Source organism: Duganella levis (assembly GCF_009857605.1).
Classification (GTDB): Bacteria; Pseudomonadota; Gammaproteobacteria; order Burkholderiales; family Burkholderiaceae_D; genus Rugamonas; species Rugamonas levis.
This window is the reverse complement of record NZ_WWCT01000029.1, coordinates 1-17,749: the sequence shown is the minus strand read 5'-3', so window position 1 is coordinate 17,749 and position 17,749 is coordinate 1. Positions and strand designations below refer to the sequence as shown.

The window sequence follows — 17,749 nt, the reverse complement described above, 5'->3', positions numbered from 1 at the left end:
CTGCCTTTTTTTCGTTTGATGCAAATCAAATGCGGCATGCGGTGCGGTGATAGCTTGGTGACTCATCAAGGAGGCCCATCATGCCAGCCACAGACAGCCCGCCCCATGCGGAAAACGGCGAACGCCCGCCTACTGAAGTCCGGCTGATGGCGCTGGAAGCGCGCCTGACGGCATTGCAGGTGGATCTGGCGGTGATCCGCGCCAGCTTTGCGACCAAGGAGGATATCCAGCGGGTGCTGACGCTACTGTATGAGCACAAGATTGAGTTCCAGGCAGCGATGGCCAAGCAGCGCGAGGATCTGCACAAGTCCTTGATGAGCCATATGTGGAAGCTGTACGGCTTTGCCTCGCTGATGCTGGGCGGCGTGTATTTCATCGCCCGCTATGTGCATTGATTATTCGTAGGCGGGCAGGCGCTTTTGTTCGTCGGGCGTGAAGCCGGCCTCGCGCAGTTGCTGGAGCGCCCCGGCGTCGCTGGCCGATTGCTGTAGTTGGCGGCGTTGAGTCTGGTAGGCGCTGATGCGCCGCTGCCAGTCGGCTTCCTCCTGGTCGACATCGGCCAGGCGCGCGGCGGCGGAGGGCGACAGCGCGGTTGCGCGCAGGCGGTAGATTTCGTTGTCGTCGGCGCCTTGTGCGCGGGCCTGACTGACTGCCGCTTCCAGCTTGATGATGCGGGTTGGCGCTTCGCGGTCTTCGCGCAGTTTTGGCGGCAGGCGGGCGTCCAGCGCGGCCAGTCGTTGCTGGCGTTGGACGTCGCTCAGGCTGGCGTCGCTGTTGATGTCGAGCCGGGCGATGGCGTCCAGGTCGTAGGCGTCGCTGACGCCGAACAGGCCGGCGCTTTCGTCGTTGCTGAAGTAGGCGTTGCGCAGTTGCTGGACGGCGGCCAGCCGCTGGCGAGCGCCTTGGGCCGGATCGGTGGAAGGCGGCAGGCCGCGCTCAAGGTCAACCAGTGCGCGCTTGTAGGCCAGGTAGGCGTCCAGCAGGCGCCGCGCTTCGGCGGCTGGGGCGGGGCGCAGGCGCTTGTCCAGTTCACGGATGATGTCGGCGCGGATCGCTTCCAGTGGGCGTTGGCCCAGGCCGGCAAGATAGTAATCGAACAGGTAGGCCAGTTCGGCGTTGACTTGCAGCCGGTCGTTGGCGTCGGCGCGCGCGGCGCCATCCGGCTGCGTGCCGGCGGTGGCGCGCTCGGCGGGCGAACCATCCGGCGCTGGCGCGTTGACGGCGACGCCAGCGCGGTCCGTTGCCGTTAACGCGGCCGGGGCGGCCGGCGCATCATGGCGCAGCAACAGGCCGACGCCGGCGCCCGCCAGCACGCCGACCACCAGCAGGCGCAGCACGGTTCGCGTGACAGTCTGCATTACAGTCCCAGTCCTTGCAGGCGGTTGGCCTGCTGGCGATACAAGGTGACCGGATTGGTCTCGAACAGGTTGGTGATGCCGATCAACTGGTTGACCTCGTCCAAGTGGTTGAGCGCGTAGTCGTCGCGTAGCACGCGGCCCAGGTGGCTGGAGCAGCTGCTGACCAAACCGTCATTCTTGGCGCCGTTGAAGGCCAGCGAAGTCAGACCCAGTACCGGGTCGCTGGCGTCCAGCACATTGGTCAGCGGCTTGGCGCCGCTCCACGAGAAGTAATACACGCCGTTGACCTGATAGGCGCCTTCGCCGCAGGCGGTGGTCGGCACGCCTTCCGGATGGCGGGCGTTGAAGGCGGCCGTGCCGGCGGTGCTGAGCGAGACTGCCGCCGCGCGCGCATTCTGCGGCAGCGTCGGGCTGCCGGACAGGAAGCTTATGAGGCCCGACACGGCGTTGGCGACGCCGTAGGTCACATCCGGCACCGCGCCGATCAGCACGTCGGCCACGCGCGAGCCCTGGTTGACGCCGCCCACGCTGGTGACCGAGGCCACCAGGTCCGGCCGTACCGAGGCCACATAGCGCGAGGTCGGCGCGCCGTGGCTGTGGCCGATCAGGTTGACTTTGGTGGCGCCGGTGGCGGCCAGGATTTGCTTGACCTGCAACAGCAACTGTTCGCCGCGCACTTCGGTGCTGTTGGCGGCCGAGACGGAAGTCACGTAGACGTCGGCGCCACCGCTGCGCAGCGCCGGCGCGATGCCGTAGAAGTAGTCGACCGGACCGACGCGGTCGAAGCCGAACAGGCCGTGCACCAGCACGATCGGGTAGTGGGTTTGCGTGTAGCCGGCCGCCGACGCTGGCGATGGCACGGCGGCAAATAACATCAGGCACACGGTCAGGCATTGCAGGAAGCGGTGGCGCATGGTGGTCTCCGAGATGATATTGTTGTTGTGGCCGGACTCAGCCTGGCCCGGTGCTCAGAATGTAGCACCGGCGAGCAGGCCTTGCAGTCCGCACGCACGGCCTGCGGAGCCAATTTGCAGGCCTGCTGAGCGGGCGCAAACGGCTGCGCTATAATCATAATCAAAAATAAACTACAGGGACAACCTTGCCGTCGCCATTCGACTTCCACCAATTCCAGGCGATGACGCCGCTCGACGGCGTCAATATCTGGGCCTATCTGCTCGACCGCTATGCCGACCGCATCACGGTCAAGCGCCGCAAGCCGGCGCTGGAGAACCTGGAAAAAATCTTCAACGCCACCTTCAAGCTGGCCAACGCGGTCGGCTTCCGCGCCATGAATCTGCGCGATCTGTGCGGCGAGACCGGGCTGTCGATGGGCGGCTTGTACGGCTACATCAGCAGCAAGGACCAGCTGGCCGAGATGATCGAGGATGTGGTGCGCCACGCGACCCACGAGGTGCCGAAGATGTTCGCCGACGTCGCCGATCCGCTGAACCGGCTGGAGGCGCTGATCCGCGCGTCGATTTATGTGTCGGAGATTTTGCAGCCGTGGTTTTACTTCGTCTTCATGGATTCGCGCGTGTTGCAGGCCGAGCAGCGCGGTACCGCCAAGGAGTCGGAGCTGCATGTGCAGGCGCTGTTTGCGGAAGTGATCGCGCAAGTGCCGGGACTGCGCGGCAGTCCGGACCTGGTCGCCGCGCATATTCTCGCCACGTTCCAGGACTGGTACGTCAAGCGCTGGAAGTACCGCGCCGCCGACATCGGCCCGGACCGCTTTGCCGACAGCGCCGTGCAGATGATGCGCGGCTATCTGGCGTCCAGCTAGGCCCGGCTTAGCCCGACAAGCCCAGTTTAGCGGCCGGGGCCGGTCGGCACCGGCTTGATGTTTTCCGCGCCCGGCGGCGTTGCCGGGGCAGGAGCCGCCGCCGGCGCACCCGGCGCGCCAGGCGTCAGCACTTCGCCCGGCGTCACGTTCTCGGCGCCAGCCGGCTGGTCGTCCATATCCAGCGTGTGGCGCGCGGCGTCGCCGGTGAATTCATCGTACAGCCATTCGCCATCCACCTGCGTCAGGCCGGCCGGCACCGGACGTTCTTGCGGCGGCCGGCTCTGCATCGCCACTTTCATGTAGTCGATCCAGATCGGCAGCGCCACGGTGGCGCCGAATTCCTTGCCGCCCAGCGAACGCGAGTCGTCATAGCCCATCCACGACACGGCGACGATGCCGCCGCCGTAGCCGGCAAACCAGCCATCCACTGCATCGCTCGACGTGCCGGTCTTGCCGGCCAGGTCGGGACGGCCAAGGCGCGCTACGACGGAGCCGGTGCCGGTGCGGGTCACCTGGCGCAGCATCGAGTCGGTAACGAAGGCGTTGCGCGGGTCGATCACGCGGGCTTCGTCCGGCAGCGTGGCGCGCGGCTTGACCTCGGAAATGATCTTGCCGTCGCCATCGACGACCTTGGCGATCAAATACGGCTCGACCGAGTAGCCGCCGTTGGCGAACACCGAGTAGGCGCCGGCCAGCTGTGCAGGCGTGACGGCGCCGGTGCCCAGCGCCATGGTCAGGTTCTTTGGATGCTTGGCCAGGTCGAAGCCGAACTTGCCCAGGTAGCCGTGTGCGTACGGTACGGTGATGGCGCGCAGGATGCGCACCGACACCACGTTCTTCGATTCCGACAGCGCGGTGCGCATGCTGATCGGGCCGTCGAACTTGCCGTCGTCATTTTTTGGCGACCACGCTTCGTTGCCGGTTTCGGCGCCGGTCAGGTTGAGCGGGGCGTCGTTGATGATGGTGGCCGGCGAGAAGCCGCGCTCCAGCGCCGCCGAATACACGAACGGTTTGATCGACGATCCCGGCTGGCGCCACGCTTGCGTGACGTGGTTGAACTTCTGCAGGTTAAAGTCGAAGCCGCCCACCATCGCATGGTAGCCGCCGGTGACGGCGTCGATCGAGACGAAGCCGGCCGATACCTGCGGCACCTGGCTGACGGCCCAGCCGCCTTTGTCGCCCTGCAGGATGCGGATCACGGCGCCGGGACGCAGGCGGATCGCTTCCTTGGCCTTGTCGCTGAGTGCGCCGGCGGCCAGCCGCAGGCCGTCGCCGCTGATGGTGATTTCCTCGCCGGACGGGTTTTGCACCTTGATGGCCTTGGCGCCGACTTCCAGCACCACGGCCGGGATCAGGCCGTCGCTGCCGGGACGCTTTTGCAGCGCGTCCTCGATGGCGTCGTCGCGCTCGTCCTCGTTGGCTGGCAGCGTGATGAAGGCTTCCGGGCCGCGGTAGCCGTGGCGCTGGTCGTAGTTCAGCACGTTGCGGCGCATCGAGTCGTAGGCGGCTTTCTGGTCGGCCTTCAGGATCGTGGTGTAGACGCTGATGCCGCGCGTGTACGATTCTTCCTTGAACTGCGCGTACACGGTCTGGCGCGCCAGTTCGGCCACGTATTCGGCGTGGACGTCGAAGTCCTGGCCCTTGCGGTTGATGTGCAGGGTTTCATGCAGCGCCTTCTGGTACTGGGCGTCGGTGATGTAGTCGAGGTCGCGCATGGCGCGCAGCACCACCTGCTGGCGTTGCTTGGCGCGCTTCGGGTTGACGGCCGGGTTGTGGCGCGCCGGATTCTGCGGCAGGCCGGCCAGCATCGCGGTTTCGGCCACGTCCAGTTCCTTCAGCGGCTTGCCGAAGTAAGTCTGGGCGGCGGCGCCGAAGCCGAACGAGCGCTGTCCGAGGTAGATCTGGTTCATATACAGTTCCAGGATCTGTTCCTTGCTGAGCGCAGCCTCAATCTTCAGGGCCAGCATCACTTCGGTCAGCTTGCGGCTGTAGAACTTGTCGCGCGTCAGGAAGAAGTTACGCGCCACCTGCATGGTGATGGTGGAGCCGCCCTGGCGCATGGCGCCGCCCAGGTTGGCCTTGGCCGCGCCCAGCGCGCGTTTCCAGTCGATGCCGTTGTGCTCGTAGAAGCGCTTGTCTTCGATCGCCAGCAGCGATTTTTTCATCAGCTCCGGCATGTCCTTGATCGGGATGAAGTCGCGGTGTTCTTCGCCGAATTCACCGATCAGGGCGTTGTCGGCGGTGTAGATGCGCAGCGGGATCTTCGGCCGGTAGTCGGTGATGGCGTCCAGCGACGGCAGATTAGGCGCTACGTACAGCAGCAGATACGCCAGCAGCAGGCCGCCGCCCACCAGGGCGGCCAGGCCGGCGCCGATGGCGGCACGGATCAGATTGCGGCGGTTGACCCACGCCGGCAGGTTGGAGGTTGTCAAAACACTATCTCTCGGTTGCGGAAGTATGCGCGATTATAGAACATGGCTATTGTTACTTGGCGTCACTTGACGTAACGTACAGGGATATAACTCCCAAGGGATTACATGGCGCAACCCCAGCACATTCTCGATTGCGATGTCCTGATCATCGGCGGCGGCATCAATGGCGCCGGCATTGCCCGCGACGCCGCCGGCCGCGGGCTGTCGGTGGTGCTGTGCGAGAAGGACGATCTGGCCGCGCATACGTCGTCGGCCTCCACCAAGCTGATTCACGGCGGGCTGCGCTATCTGGAGTATTACGAGTTCAACCTGGTGCGCAAGGCGCTGCTTGAGCGCGAGGTGCTGCTGCGCGCCGCGCCGCACATCATGTGGCCGCTGCGCTTCGTGATGCCGCACGCGCCCGGCCAGCGGCCGGCGTTGCTGATCCGCGCCGGGCTGTGGCTGTACGACCGGCTGGCGCGGCGCGACCTGCTGCCGGCCTCGGCCGCCATCAAGCTGCTCGGCCATGCGCTGGGCCAGCCGCTCAAGCCGGAGTTTGCGCGCGGCTTCGTGTATTCCGATGGCTGGGTCGACGATGCGCGGCTGGTGGTGCTGAACGCCATCGACGCCGGCGAGAAGGGCGCCACCATCCTGACCCAGGCGGTCTGCACGAAACTGGAGCGCCAGGCGGCCGACTGGCAGGCCACGCTGTTCAAGCCGAGTTGCGGCGAGATCCGCGTCAACGCCCGCTATGTGGTCAATGCGGCCGGGCCGTGGACCGCCGAACTGCTGCACGCGACGCTGCCGAAGGAGGGCGGCGGTCACCTGCGGCTGATCAAGGGCAGCCACATCGTCGTCAAGCGTTTGTTCGAGCATGACCACGCGTATATCTTCCAGCATCCGGATGGGCGGATCGTGTTTGCGATTCCGTACGAAGGCGAGTTTACGCTGATCGGCACCACCGACCTCGATTACCACGGCGACGCCAACCAGGTCGCCATCAGCGAGGACGAGATCGCCTATCTGTGCCGGCTGGCCAGCCAGTATTTTGTCGCGCCGGTCGTGCCGGCCGATGTGGTGTGGACCTATTCGGGTGTGCGGCCGCTGGTCGAGGATGGCGCCGACGCCAAGGCCGTCACGCGCGACTACCGGCTGGAGATCGACAGCCACGGGCCGCCGATCCTGAGTGTGTTCGGCGGCAAGATCACCACCTTCCGCAAGCTGGCGGAGGAGGCCGTCGACCACATCGCCAAGGCACTGGACAACCGCAACGGCGGCTGGACCCACGACGCCTGCCTGCCAGGCGGCGACCTGTTTGGCGCCACGCCGCAGAACCGCGCGGTTAAGGAGTTCGATAGCTGGGTTGGCGCTCAGCGCAGCCGCTACGGCTGGCTGCCGGCGGCGCTGCTGACGCGCTACTGCCGCGCCTACGGCACCCGCATCCACACCCTGCTGGCCGAGCGCGCCGCGCTGGCCGACCTCGGCGAGGAAATCCTGCCCGGCCTGTACGCGGTGGAAGTGGAATACCTGCGCCGCTACGAATGGGCTCGCACCGCGCAGGACATCCTGTGGCGCCGCACCAAGCTCGGCCTGCATCTGCCGGCCAGCGCCGCCGACCAGCTGCAAGCCTGGCTCAACGCCCATCCGCTCAGTCGTTAGTTTGATTTGCCTCAGACCGGTTGATGTGCTGATGCAGTAGGGTTAATGATGCGTCGTTGTCTGGAGCCTGCAATGAAATCGGCCTGTTCCCTACCTGTATCTACGGATACGTCTTTGTTGACGATCGAGGCACGGATCTTGGTGATACGGTCGCAGAAGGTGATCATTGACGCAGATCTTGCTTATTTGTACGGGGTTCCGACGAGACGGCTGAACGAGCAAGTCAAGCGCAATTTGAACCGATTCCCCGCCGATTTCATGTTCACGCTTACATCGGAGGAGAAGGCCGAGGTGGTCGCAAATAGCGACATCCTCGCCAAATTAAAATTCTCCAAGACGCTTCCAACCGCGTTCACCGAGCACGGGGCAATTCAGGCAGCAAATGTGCTGGGATCGCAGCAGGCAATCCAGATGGGCGTCTATGTAGTGCGCTCGTTCGTTCGCCTGCGCGAGATGTTTGTTTCGGACAAGGCGCTGGCTTCCCGCTTGGACGAGTTGGAGCGCCAATTGGCCACAGTGTCATCACGGCAAGAAGATTTTGAAGGACAGACACTTCGACAGTTCCAGCAAATGCTTGAAACCTTCAAGGGATTGATGGCGCAGCCAGCTTCCCGGCATAAGCGCCCCATCGGTTTTATCTTACCGGACAAATAAAAACGGCGCCCTCGGGCGCCGTTGGTTTTATTTCACTCCGTGCATTAACTTCTGGATCAGCGGGGCGATCAGGAACAGCAGTGCGCCGCCGATGATCAGCGACCAGAAGCCGAAGGTGTAGCCGTGCAGCGCCGACGGCACCGACATGCCGCCTTCGCCCGACACCGCCGAGGCGAAGATGCCCGACAGGTTGTTGCCGATGCCGGTCGACAGGAACCAGCCGCCCATGCCCAGACCCACCAGACGCGTTGGCGCCAGCTTGGTCACCATTGACAGGCCGATCGGCGACAGGCACAGCTCACCGATCGACTGCAGCACGTAGACCATGAACAGGGTCCAGAACGGGATCTTGTTGTTGGCGTCCACCAGGCTCGACAGCGCGAACATCAGCAGCAGGAAGGCGGTGCCGTTGAAGATCAGGCCCAGGCCGAACTTGCGCGGGATCGACGGATTGGCGCGGCCCATGGCCACCCAGATGAAGGCCACCAGCGGCGCGAAGGCGATGATGGCCAGCGAATTGACGGTCTGGAACCAGGCTACCGGGAAGGTCCAGTTGAACATGTCGCGGTCGACGATTTTCTCGGCCAGGAAGGTGAACGAGCTGCCGGCTTGCTCGAAGAAGCACCAGAACATGATGTTGAAGAAGAAGATCAGCAGCATGGCGATCACCTTGTCGCGCGCCACTTTGCCGTTCTTGATGCCTTCCACCAGCAGCATCACCGCCAGCAGCACGAACAGCACCGACAGCACCACTTGCAGGTTCTTGGCGCCGGTCGCCAGCAGCGAGTACACCACCGGGATCACGCACACTGAGCCGAGCACCACGTACAGCAGGCGTTTCGGATCGGCGTTGCGGGCGTCCGGGGCACCGATGCCTTTCAGCTGGGCGCGGCCGATGTAGAACCACACCAGGCTGACCAGCATGCCGACGCCGGCCGACATGAACACCACTTTATAGGCCGGCATGCCGCCGGTGCCGAAGACGGCAGTCGCCAGCCATTCGGTCAGGACCGGCGCCACCATCGCGCCGGAGTTGATGCCCATGTAAAAAACGGTAAAGCCGGAGTCGCGGCGCGTGTCGCCGGTGCTGTACAGCTTGCCGACCATGGTCGAGATGTTGGGCTTGAACATGCCGTTGCCGACGATGATGGTGGCCAGACCGAACTGGAACACCGTCTCGTTGGGGAAGGCGATCATGAACAGCCCGGCCGCCATGAAGGCGGCGCCGACCAGGATCGAGCGCTGATAGCCGAGCACGCGGTCGGCCACATAGCCGCCGAACAGCGCTGCCGCATACACCAGCGCCAGGTAGGAACCGTACACCAGGTTGGCCGACGATTCGCCCGCCGCGTCACCGTTGTAGAACTGTGCCACCACGTAGAGCACCAGCGCCCAGCGTATGCCGTAGAACGCAAAGCGCTCCCAGAACTCGGTCATGAACAACATCCACAGTGGGGCGGGATGCCCCAGGATCTGCTTGAACTCCGGAATCGCTGCTTCCGTGTTGGTGGTGGTCGCACCGCTCATGCGGTTCCTCCTAATAATTATGGTCTAAAGGAACTGGACACCCTTGTGGGGTGGCCAAATTGGGCGCCATTTTAATCTACAAAGTGGCTGCTGATGCACTTTTTGATGCTGCCCCTGCAAACTTGTGTCATTTGTGTTAATAATTTGCCAGCCCACAAGCGGCTGGTTTGTCGTATATTGGTGGCGCAACACTTATAGAAACTGAATAGGATTTACGCATCATGGAACATGACGTTGTCGATACCCAGATTTCCCCCGAAGGCCACCTGGAGATTCTCTCCAAGGCGGAAGTGAATAAACTGCTCGATACCAGCCAGGGCGGCTTGTATAACGTGTTTCGCAAGTGCGCGCTGGCCGTGCTCAATAGCGGCAGCACCATCGACGATGGCAAGGAGCTGCTGGAGCGCTATCAATCGTTCGACATCAGCATCGTCCAGCGCGAGCGCGGCATCAAGCTCGATATCAAGGGCGCGCCGGCCATCGCTTTTGTCGACGGCAAAATGATCAAGGGCATCCACGAGCACCTGTTCTCGGTGCTGCGCGATATCGTCTTCGTCAGCAACGAGGTGACCGACAACCCCAAGTTCGACCTGGATAAAACCGAAGGCATCACCGACGCCGTGTTTCACATCCTGCGCAACGCCGGGGTGCTGAAGCCGATGCTCAATCCGAATCTGGTGGTGTGCTGGGGCGGTCACTCGATCAACCGCGCCGAATATAACTATTCGAAGGAAGTCGGCTACGCCATGGGCCTGCGCGACCTGGACATCTGCACCGGCTGCGGCCCGGGCGCGATGAAAGGCCCGATGAAGGGCGCCACCATCGGTCACGCCAAGCAGCGCCTGCACCGCGGCCGCTACCTGGGCATCACCGAACCGGGCATCATCGCCGCCGAATCGCCGAATCCGATCGTCAATGAGCTGGTCATCATGCCGGATATTGAAAAACGTCTGGAAGCGTTTGTGCGCACCGGCCATGGCATCGTGGTGTTCCCGGGCGGCGCCGGCACCGCCGAGGAGATCCTGTACATCCTGGGCATCCTGCTGCATCCGGATAACGCCGAGATTCCGTTCCCGCTGATCTTCACCGGTCCGGAAACCTCGCGTGAATACTTCGTGCAGATCAACCAGTTCATTCACGATACGCTGGGCCCTGAGGCGCAGCAGCGCTACAAGATCATCGTCGACGATCCGGAACTGGTGGCGCGCGAGATGCAGGCCGGGATCAAGGCGGTGCGCGAGTTCCGCAAGTCGCGCAGCGATGCCTACTACTACAATTGGGGCCTCAAGATCGACGCCGAATTCCAGCGTCCATTCCCGCCGACGCACGAGAACATGCGCAACCTGAGCCTGCGCAAGGACCAGCCGGTGCACCTGCTGGCGGCCAACCTGCGCCGCGCCTTTTCGGGCGTCGTGGCCGGCAACGTGAAGGAAGAGGGCATGCGCGCGATTGAGAAATACGGCCACTTTGAAATCCACGGTGACAAAGCCATCATGGGCCCGATGGACGCGCTGCTGGCCTCCTTCGTCGCCCAGTCGCGCATGAAACTGGCCGGCAAGCCCTACACGCCGTGCTACCGCGTGATCCAGTAAGCAGGACATGGGGGAGGAGAGCTAGTTATCCCCCCTGTGGTAAACCCTCGTTTTCTCCTTCTTTTTTTCTCTTTTTTTTAGAAGGAAAAAGAATGTTTACCACAGTGACTGTGGCACTGCCCACCCATACCCTACTCACATTCATCGAACAGATTCTGGCTGGCCGACCAAAAGCAGCTCCCCAAAACAGCTGATCCAAACGGCCTGCACGGCTACCAATGGAAATGCCTGCTCCTGCCCGAGGGCACCGTGCTGCGCTCGTGGAGCTACGGCGAAAACAACCATGCCTGCGTGGAGGGTGATGAAATCATCCATCGTGGACGATCCGTCACCCCAAACGAGTTTGCCCGCGCCTTCGCCCGCACCAATCGCAACGCGTGGCTCGACTTGCGGATACGCCGCCCCGGCGACAAACAATTCCGACAAGCCGACCTGATGCGTAAAGAAGTTCAGCGGGAACAGGAGGAAGCGCGCAAAGCAAAAGCAAGCCTCGCAGCCCAAGCTATCGCGCCACCGCAAGCACCCGCAGCGCCATCGCCTGCTCTGGCGGAAGCGCCTCAAATGGCGCTTCCGCCTTGAAGACATCGCATTTGATTAATTTTCGAAGTGGCTTTCTGGAGATGTTGCAGATTACTGTTCGTAAGCGACGACCTACCTGGCGACTATGTCGCGAAAGTAAGTGCTATTAAATTGATATACGTCAGTTGTAACATCTTCATGTTGGATAATATGGTTGCAACTAATCAATGGGAGATTTTGCCGCCGCATATGGCATAGTATCGGCAGGGATGTGGCTCGGCAGTGCAATGTATGGGATGGGTATGTTGGGCGGGCCGACCATCAAATACCTAAATCGTTAAGTGAAGGTCTGGAGCGCTATGGCTATTAGAAAATTAGCGGCGGCTATGATAGCCCTTTTGATTGCTGTTGCGATTGCGACAGGTGTGATCAGTCTTGGGATGTCGAGTGCGAACAAGATGTTGCTTCTGGATTCACACATTCTTTCTCTGATCACGCTGTGTGGCCTGACGATAATACTCGGTTGCGTACTTTTTTCGATAAGAAGAAATCACCGCCGAAGCGCTAAATAAAAAGAGCCGCTCGATGGAGCGGCTCTTTCGTGGGCGTTGAAGATTACTCTTCGCGGCGCAGGTGCGGGAACAGCAGCACGTCGCGGATGTTCGGCGAGTCGGTGATGATCATCATCAGACGATCAATGCCGATGCCGCAACCGCCGGCTGGCGGCATGCCGTATTCCAGCGCGCGGATGTAGTCGGCGTCATAGAACATCGCCTCTTCATCGCCGGCGTCCTTGGCAGCTACCTGCGCCAGGAAGCGCGCCGACTGGTCTTCCGCATCGTTCAGCTCCGAGAAGCCGTTGGCGATCTCGCGACCCACCATGAACAGCTCGAAACGCTCGGTGATGCCGGCAGCGGTATCGGACGCGCGCGCCAGTGGCGACACTTCAGCAGGGTAGTCGATGATGAAGGTCGGTTCCCACAGCTGCGCCTCGGCGGTTTCCTCGAACAGCGCCAGTTGCAGCGCGCCCAGGCCGGCGGTGGCAAACGGCTTGACGCCGAACTTCAGCAGTTCCTTCTTGATGAACTCCGCATCGCCCAGCTGCTCCGGCGTGTAGCCCGGCGCGAACTTGTTGATCGCTTCCACGATGGTCAGGCGGTGGAACGGCTTGGCCAGATCCAGCTCGCGGCCGCCGTAGGTCAGCGTCGCCGTGCCGTGCGCGTCGATCGCCGCCTGGCGGATGATCTCTTCGGTGAAGTTCATGATCCACTTGTAGTCGGTGTACGCCGCGTAGAATTCCATCATCGTGAATTCCGGGTTGTGACGGATCGATACGCCTTCGTTGCGGAAGTTGCGGTTGATTTCGAACACGCGGTCAAAGCCGCCGACCACCAGGCGCTTCAGGTACAGCTCCGGTGCGATGCGCAGGAACATCTGCATGTCCAGCGCATTGTGGTGGGTGATGAACGGCTTGGCCGCCGCGCCGCCTGGAATGGCGTGCAGCATCGGCGTTTCCACTTCCATGAACTCGTTCTTTTCCATGAAACGGCGCATCGACGAAATGGCGGCGGTACGCGCCTTGAAGGTGCGGCGCGTGTCTTCGTTCATGATCAGGTCCACGTAGCGCTGGCGGTACTTGGTTTCCTGGTCGGCCAGGCCGTGGAACTTGTCCGGCAGCGGGCGCAGCGACTTGGTGATAAGACGCAGCTCGGTGACCTTGATGGTCAGCTCATCGGTCTTGGTCTTGAACAGCGTGCCGACCACGCCCAGGATATCGCCCAGGTCATAGTGGTGCAGCGCGGCCATGGCGGCTTCGCCGGTCAGGTCCAGCGTGGCGTAGATCTGGATGCGGCCATCGGCCTTGGCGCCCGACGAATCCTGCAGAGTGGCGAAAGCGGCCTTCTTGCCAGCTTCGCGCTTCAGCATCATGCGGCCGGCCAGCTTGACGGTGACCGGCGCCGCTTCCAGCTCTTCGCGCGTCTTCTCGCCGAACTGCGCGTGCAGGTCGGCCGCCTTGTGTTCCGGCTTGAAGTCGTTCGGGAAGGCGATGCCTTGCTCGCGGATGGCGGCCAGCTTGGCGCGGCGCTCCGCAATGATTTTGTTTTCGTCAGGAGCGGCTGCTTGGTCTTGAAGATCCGTAGTCATGGTCTTTACTTTGATTGAGGTGATGATTAATTGGTGGCGGAGGCGAACAGCTCGTCCACATCCAGCGCGCTGAAATCGCTGACGACAGCGATCACATTGTCGAATTCCGCAAACGCTTCGGCCGGCAGGGTGGTGGTCAGCACCACCGCGCGCATGCCGGCGCGGCGTGCCGCTTCCACGCCCAGCGGCGCGTCTTCAAACACGATGCTGTTGGCGGGCAACGTGCCGGCGCGTTCGGCCGCCAGCAGGAACACGTCCGGATTCGGCTTGCCGCGCGCCACATCGGCGGCGCCGGCGATGGCGTGGAACTGCTTGCGCAGATCGAGGCCGTCGAGCGTGAAGTCGATGTTCTCGTTTGGCGCTGCGGTGGCCACGGCCAGCTTGATGCCGGCCGCCTTGGCGCGTTCGATGAAGTCGACGAAGCCGGTGGTCGGCGCCAGGTGCGGCGCGTACATCTCGCGATACAGCGCTTCCTTCTCGAAATCGAGCGCCGCGCTTTCTTCCTTGCTGAGCGACTTGCCGAAGTAGGTGCTCATGATTTCATGGCCCTGGCGGCCGGCCGTGTTGCGGAAGAAGTCATCCGCATCCAGCACGTGGCCGCGGCGCTGGAAGAACTCCAGCCACGATTTCACATGGAACGACATATTGTCGACAATGGTACCGTCCATGTCGAAGATAAAAGCACGCTGAGTGGTCATTACACGCCTTGTTTGAGCGAAGCGGAGATGAAGTCGTCGATGTCGCCGTCCAGCACACCCTTGGTATTGCCGGTTTCGAAGTTGGTGCGCAAATCCTTGATGCGCGACTGGTCCAGCACATACGAGCGAATCTGGTGGCCCCAGCCCACATCGGTCTTGGAGTCTTCCAGCTTCTGCTGCTCGCTCATGCGCTTGCGCAGTTCCAGTTCGTACAGCTTGGCCTTCAGCATTTCCATCGCCTCGGCCTTGTTGCGGTGCTGCGAACGGTCGTTCTGGCACTGCACCACGATGCCCGATGGGCCGTGGGTCAGACGCACGGCGGAATCGGTCTTGTTAATGTGCTGGCCACCGGCGCCGGACGCGCGGTAGGTATCGATGCGCAGGTCGGCCGGGTTGATCTCGATATCGATCGAATCATCCACTTCCGGGTACACGAACAGCGACACGAACGACGTGTGGCGGCCGCCGGCCGAGTCGAACGGCGACTTGCGCACCAGGCGGTGCACGCCGGTCTCGGTGCGCAGGAAGCCGTAGGCGTATTCGCCTTCCACCTTCAGCGTGGCGGTCTTGATGCCGGCCACCTCGCCGTCGGACTGCTCCATGATCTCGACCTTGAAGCCTTTGCGTTCGCAATAGCGGGTGTACTGGCGCAGCAGCATCGAGGCCCAGTCCTGGGCTTCGGTGCCGCCGGCGCCGGACTGGATGTCGACGAAGCAGTTGTTCGGGTCCATCGGATTGTTGAACATCCGGCGGAACTCCATGCCTTCGATGACCTTGCGCACTTCCTCGGCGTCGAGGATCAGCGCTTCCAGCGTGTCGTCGTCGCCTTCTTCCTTGGCCATGGCGACCAGGTCGGCCATGTCTTTCAGATCGGCGTCAGCCTTGGTCAGCGAGAAGACGATGGCTTCCAGCGATTTTTTCTCTTTGCCCAGGTCCTGGGCTTTTTTCGGGTCGTTCCAGACGGCTGGATCTTCCAGCTCGCCGTTTACTTGTTCCAGTTTCTCCGACTTGCGATCGAAGTCAAAGATACCTCCGAAGTTCGGCTTCGCGCGTGGTCAGATCGGCGAGCAGGGAGGTGAGGGCGTTGATACGTTCGGCTTCCATGGTTTTCTTCTTCTCTTAGGCTGAAATCAAACCCTGAATTATACGCTAGCCGGGCCGGCTCTCCCAGTGCGGCGCGCCGCAGGCCGCTTCGCGCGCGCAATGCTGCCATTTTTGCCACAATATTTGCCGAAAACCAGATAGAATGCTGCAGCCTGTAAAATCGCTATTTCGCCCAATTCGCCCAGCCCATGCGTCTCGTCTACCTCGCTCTGCCCCTGCTGCTTGCCGGCTGCGCCGGCTTCCCGTTCGATAACGGCCCGCGCGCCGGGGCGCAGGCCACGCTGGCGCTGCTGGAAACCACCGACCTGCATGCGAACGTGCTCAGTTATGATTATTACAAGCTGCAGGCCGATCCCGCGCTCGGCCTGGAACGCACCGCCACGCTGATCAAACAGGCGCGCGCCGAATACCCGAACAATCTGCTGATCGACAACGGCGACGCCCTGCAAGGCACGGCGCTGGCCGAATACCAGGCGCTGGTCCAGCCGGTGGCCTGCGGCGACACGCTGGCCATCTACAAGGCCATGAACCAGCTGAAGGTCGACATCGCCGGCATCGGCAACCACGAATTCAACTACGGTCTGGCATATCTGAATCAGGTCACCGCCAGCCACTTCGACGTCGACAGCGTGCCGGCCGACGCGCCGCGCTGCGCCGGCCCCGACTTCCCGATCGTGCTGGCCAATATCTACAGCGCCCGCACCAAGCAGCCGCTGTTCGCCCCATACCGCATCCTCACGCGCGCGATCGTCGCCACCGGCCCGGAAGGCAAACCGCTGCGCGCCACCATCAAGATCGGCGTGATCGGTTTCACGCCGCCGGGCGTGCTGTCGTGGGACAAGCGCTGGCTGGAAGGGAAGGTCTACGCCGAAGGCGTGCGCGAAACCGCGCAAAAATACATCCCGCAGATGCGCGCCGAGGGCGCCGACCTGATCGTCGCCGTCTCTCACGGCGGCGTCGATGGCGCGCCGTACACGCCGCAAATGGAAAACGCCAACTACTACCTGGCGCAAGTGCCGGGCGTGGACGCGCTGCTGATCGGCCACGAACACCTGCCGTTCCCGGACGCCGCCAGCCAGCGCGCCGGCTTCAACCTGCCGGGCGTCGACAAGGTCAAAGGCACCATCTACGGCGTGCCGGCCGTGATGGCCAACCTGTGGGGCAAGCACCTGGGCGTGATCGGCCTGCACCTGACCTATGACGGCAGCCACTGGGTGATCGACAAAAGCCGAACCACGGTCGAAGCGCGCAGCACCAAGCAGGCCGACGGCAGCTACGTCGCCGCCGACCCGGCTATCGCCGCGCTGGTGGCCAACGAACACGCGGCCACTATCCGCTACGTGCAAACGCCTGTCGGCACCAGCGACTTCCGCATGACCAGCTACTTCGCCGACGTCGGCGACATCAGCGCCATCGAATTGGTCAACCAGGCGCAGACCGCCTACGTGCAGGACTACGTCAAGGCCAACCTGCCGCAGTACGCCGCGCTGCCGGTGCTGTCGATGGCGTCGCCGTTCAAGACCGGCGCCGCCGGCGTGGCCGACTACACCGACGTCAAGTCGGGCGCGGTGGCGCTCAACAACGCCGCCGACCTGTATCTGTACCCGAACGCGCTGCACGCCGTAAAACTCAACGGCGCGCAACTGAAAGCCTGGCTGGAAAAATCCGCCGAGCGCTTCAACCGCATCGACCCGGCCAGCAGCGCGCCGCAGGAGCTGGTCAACACCGGCTTTGCCGGCTTCAATTTCGACATGCTGACCAATGCCGACATCCGCTACCAGATCGACGTCACCCAGCCGGTGGGCCAGCGCATCGCCGGCCTGCACTACAAAGGTGCACCGCTGTCGCCGACACAGGAATTCCTGATCGCCACCAACAACTACCGCGCCAGCGGTGGCGGCGGCTTCCCAGGCCTGGATGGCAGCCGCACCGTCATCGCTGCGCCGGATTCCAGCCGGGACGTGCTGATCGCCTACATCAAGAAAACCGGCCAATTGACGCGCGCACACAACGGCGCCACCCGCAGCTGGCGTTTCGCGCCGGCCGCGATTAAAGGCCCGGTGGTGTTCCACTCCGCACCGAATCAGCTGGAGCTGGCCCGCGCCGCCGGCCTGGCCAACGTCAGCCAGCTGAAAGCCGATGACGGCGGCGGCAAAGGCTTCGCCCTCTACAGCATCGACTTGAGCAAATGAAGACCGTCCGCCGCGCCGCCATGCCGACCGTTCCCGCTGCCGCCGCCAGTGCGCGCGTGTCGGCGCCTGAGCAACTGGCGCCGATGGCGCTGCGGCGTCAGCGCGGCCCC

At 62.9% G+C, this 17,749-nt stretch carries 14 protein-coding genes; 7 read left to right on the top strand and 7 right to left on the bottom strand.

The window, feature by feature from the left end:
• The first annotated feature begins 80 nt into the window (after window positions 1–80).
• On the top strand, window positions 81–395 hold the full coding sequence (locus GTP69_RS26575) for a hypothetical protein (protein WP_161057703.1): 315 nt from the start codon (window positions 81–83) through the stop codon (window positions 393–395).
• On the opposite strand, the gene GTP69_RS26570 is transcribed toward GTP69_RS26575, so the two are convergent.
• Together GTP69_RS26570 and GTP69_RS26565 are read right to left on the bottom strand one after the other, a co-directional pair.
• Complete coding sequence (locus GTP69_RS26570; protein ID WP_161057702.1) at window positions 396–1,358, bottom strand: lipase secretion chaperone; 963 nt, start codon at window positions 1,356–1,358, stop codon at window positions 396–398.
• Window positions 1,358–2,272: a lipase family alpha/beta hydrolase gene (locus tag GTP69_RS26565; RefSeq protein WP_161057701.1), complete on the bottom strand. Its 915-nt coding sequence runs from the start codon at window positions 2,270–2,272 to the stop codon at window positions 1,358–1,360. The genes GTP69_RS26570 and GTP69_RS26565 overlap by 1 nt, the downstream gene beginning before the upstream one ends.
• A 185-nt stretch (window positions 2,273–2,457) precedes the next feature.
• Between GTP69_RS26565 and GTP69_RS26560 the strand changes: the two genes are divergently transcribed.
• Window positions 2,458–3,138: a TetR/AcrR family transcriptional regulator gene (locus tag GTP69_RS26560; protein WP_229261161.1), complete on the top strand. Its 681-nt coding sequence runs from the start codon at window positions 2,458–2,460 to the stop codon at window positions 3,136–3,138.
• A gap of 26 nt (window positions 3,139–3,164) precedes the next feature.
• Here the strand turns inward: GTP69_RS26560 and GTP69_RS26555 are convergent, their stop codons facing one another.
• Entirely contained in the window at window positions 3,165–5,570 is a 2,406-nt protein-coding gene (locus tag GTP69_RS26555; protein WP_161057700.1) for a penicillin-binding protein 1A, read from the bottom strand.
• A gap of 105 nt (window positions 5,571–5,675) precedes the next feature.
• On the opposite strand from GTP69_RS26555, the gene glpD reads away from it, so the two are divergent.
• Together glpD and GTP69_RS26545 are read left to right on the top strand one after the other, a co-directional pair.
• Window positions 5,676–7,208, top strand: coding sequence for a glycerol-3-phosphate dehydrogenase (gene glpD / locus GTP69_RS26550; RefSeq protein WP_161057699.1), 1,533 nt, complete (start codon window positions 5,676–5,678; stop codon window positions 7,206–7,208).
• A gap of 72 nt (window positions 7,209–7,280) precedes the next feature.
• The gene (locus GTP69_RS26545) at window positions 7,281–7,862 is read left to right on the top strand and encodes an ORF6N domain-containing protein (protein ID WP_161057698.1); all 582 of its coding nucleotides are present in this window, start codon (window positions 7,281–7,283) and stop codon (window positions 7,860–7,862) included.
• Window positions 7,863–7,889: 27 nt separating this feature from the next.
• Here GTP69_RS26545 and GTP69_RS26540 read toward each other — a convergent pair whose 3' ends face one another.
• The gene (locus tag GTP69_RS26540) at window positions 7,890–9,389 is read right to left on the bottom strand and encodes a peptide MFS transporter (RefSeq protein WP_110847658.1); all 1,500 of its coding nucleotides are present in this window, start codon (window positions 9,387–9,389) and stop codon (window positions 7,890–7,892) included.
• Window positions 9,390–9,610: 221 nt separating this feature from the next.
• Here GTP69_RS26540 and ppnN point away from each other — a divergent pair, with 221 nt between their 5' ends.
• Both ppnN and GTP69_RS26530 read left to right on the top strand, forming a co-directional pair.
• Entirely contained in the window at window positions 9,611–10,981 is a 1,371-nt protein-coding gene (ppnN, locus tag GTP69_RS26535) for a nucleotide 5'-monophosphate nucleosidase PpnN (RefSeq protein ID WP_161057697.1), read from the top strand.
• Window positions 10,982–11,230: 249 nt separating this feature from the next.
• A complete protein-coding gene (locus GTP69_RS26530; RefSeq protein ID WP_161057696.1) occupies window positions 11,231–11,560 on the top strand; it encodes a hypothetical protein in 330 nt (109 codons plus the stop codon).
• A gap of 555 nt (window positions 11,561–12,115) precedes the next feature.
• Here GTP69_RS26530 and lysS read toward each other — a convergent pair.
• From lysS to prfB, 3 genes are all read right to left on the bottom strand, one after another.
• Window positions 12,116–13,645, bottom strand: a complete 1,530-nt coding sequence (lysS, locus tag GTP69_RS26525) for a lysine--tRNA ligase (RefSeq protein ID WP_161057695.1) — start codon at window positions 13,643–13,645, stop codon at window positions 12,116–12,118.
• A gap of 26 nt (window positions 13,646–13,671) precedes the next feature.
• The gene (locus GTP69_RS26520; protein WP_161057694.1) at window positions 13,672–14,343 is read right to left on the bottom strand and encodes an HAD family hydrolase; all 672 of its coding nucleotides are present in this window, start codon (window positions 14,341–14,343) and stop codon (window positions 13,672–13,674) included.
• A protein-coding gene (prfB, locus tag GTP69_RS26515) for a peptide chain release factor 2 (protein WP_110847662.1) occupies window positions 14,343–15,447 on the bottom strand; the annotation gives its coding sequence in 2 pieces (ribosomal slippage) (window positions 14,343–15,365 and window positions 15,367–15,447; 1,104 coding nt in all). The genes GTP69_RS26520 and prfB overlap by 1 nt, the downstream gene beginning before the upstream one ends.
• Before the next feature lie 188 nt (window positions 15,448–15,635).
• On the opposite strand from prfB, the gene GTP69_RS26510 reads away from it, so the two are divergent.
• Window positions 15,636–17,639: a bifunctional 2',3'-cyclic-nucleotide 2'-phosphodiesterase/3'-nucleotidase gene (locus GTP69_RS26510; RefSeq protein WP_161057693.1), complete on the top strand. Its 2,004-nt coding sequence runs from the start codon at window positions 15,636–15,638 to the stop codon at window positions 17,637–17,639.
• Window positions 17,640–17,749: the final 110 nt, after the last annotated feature.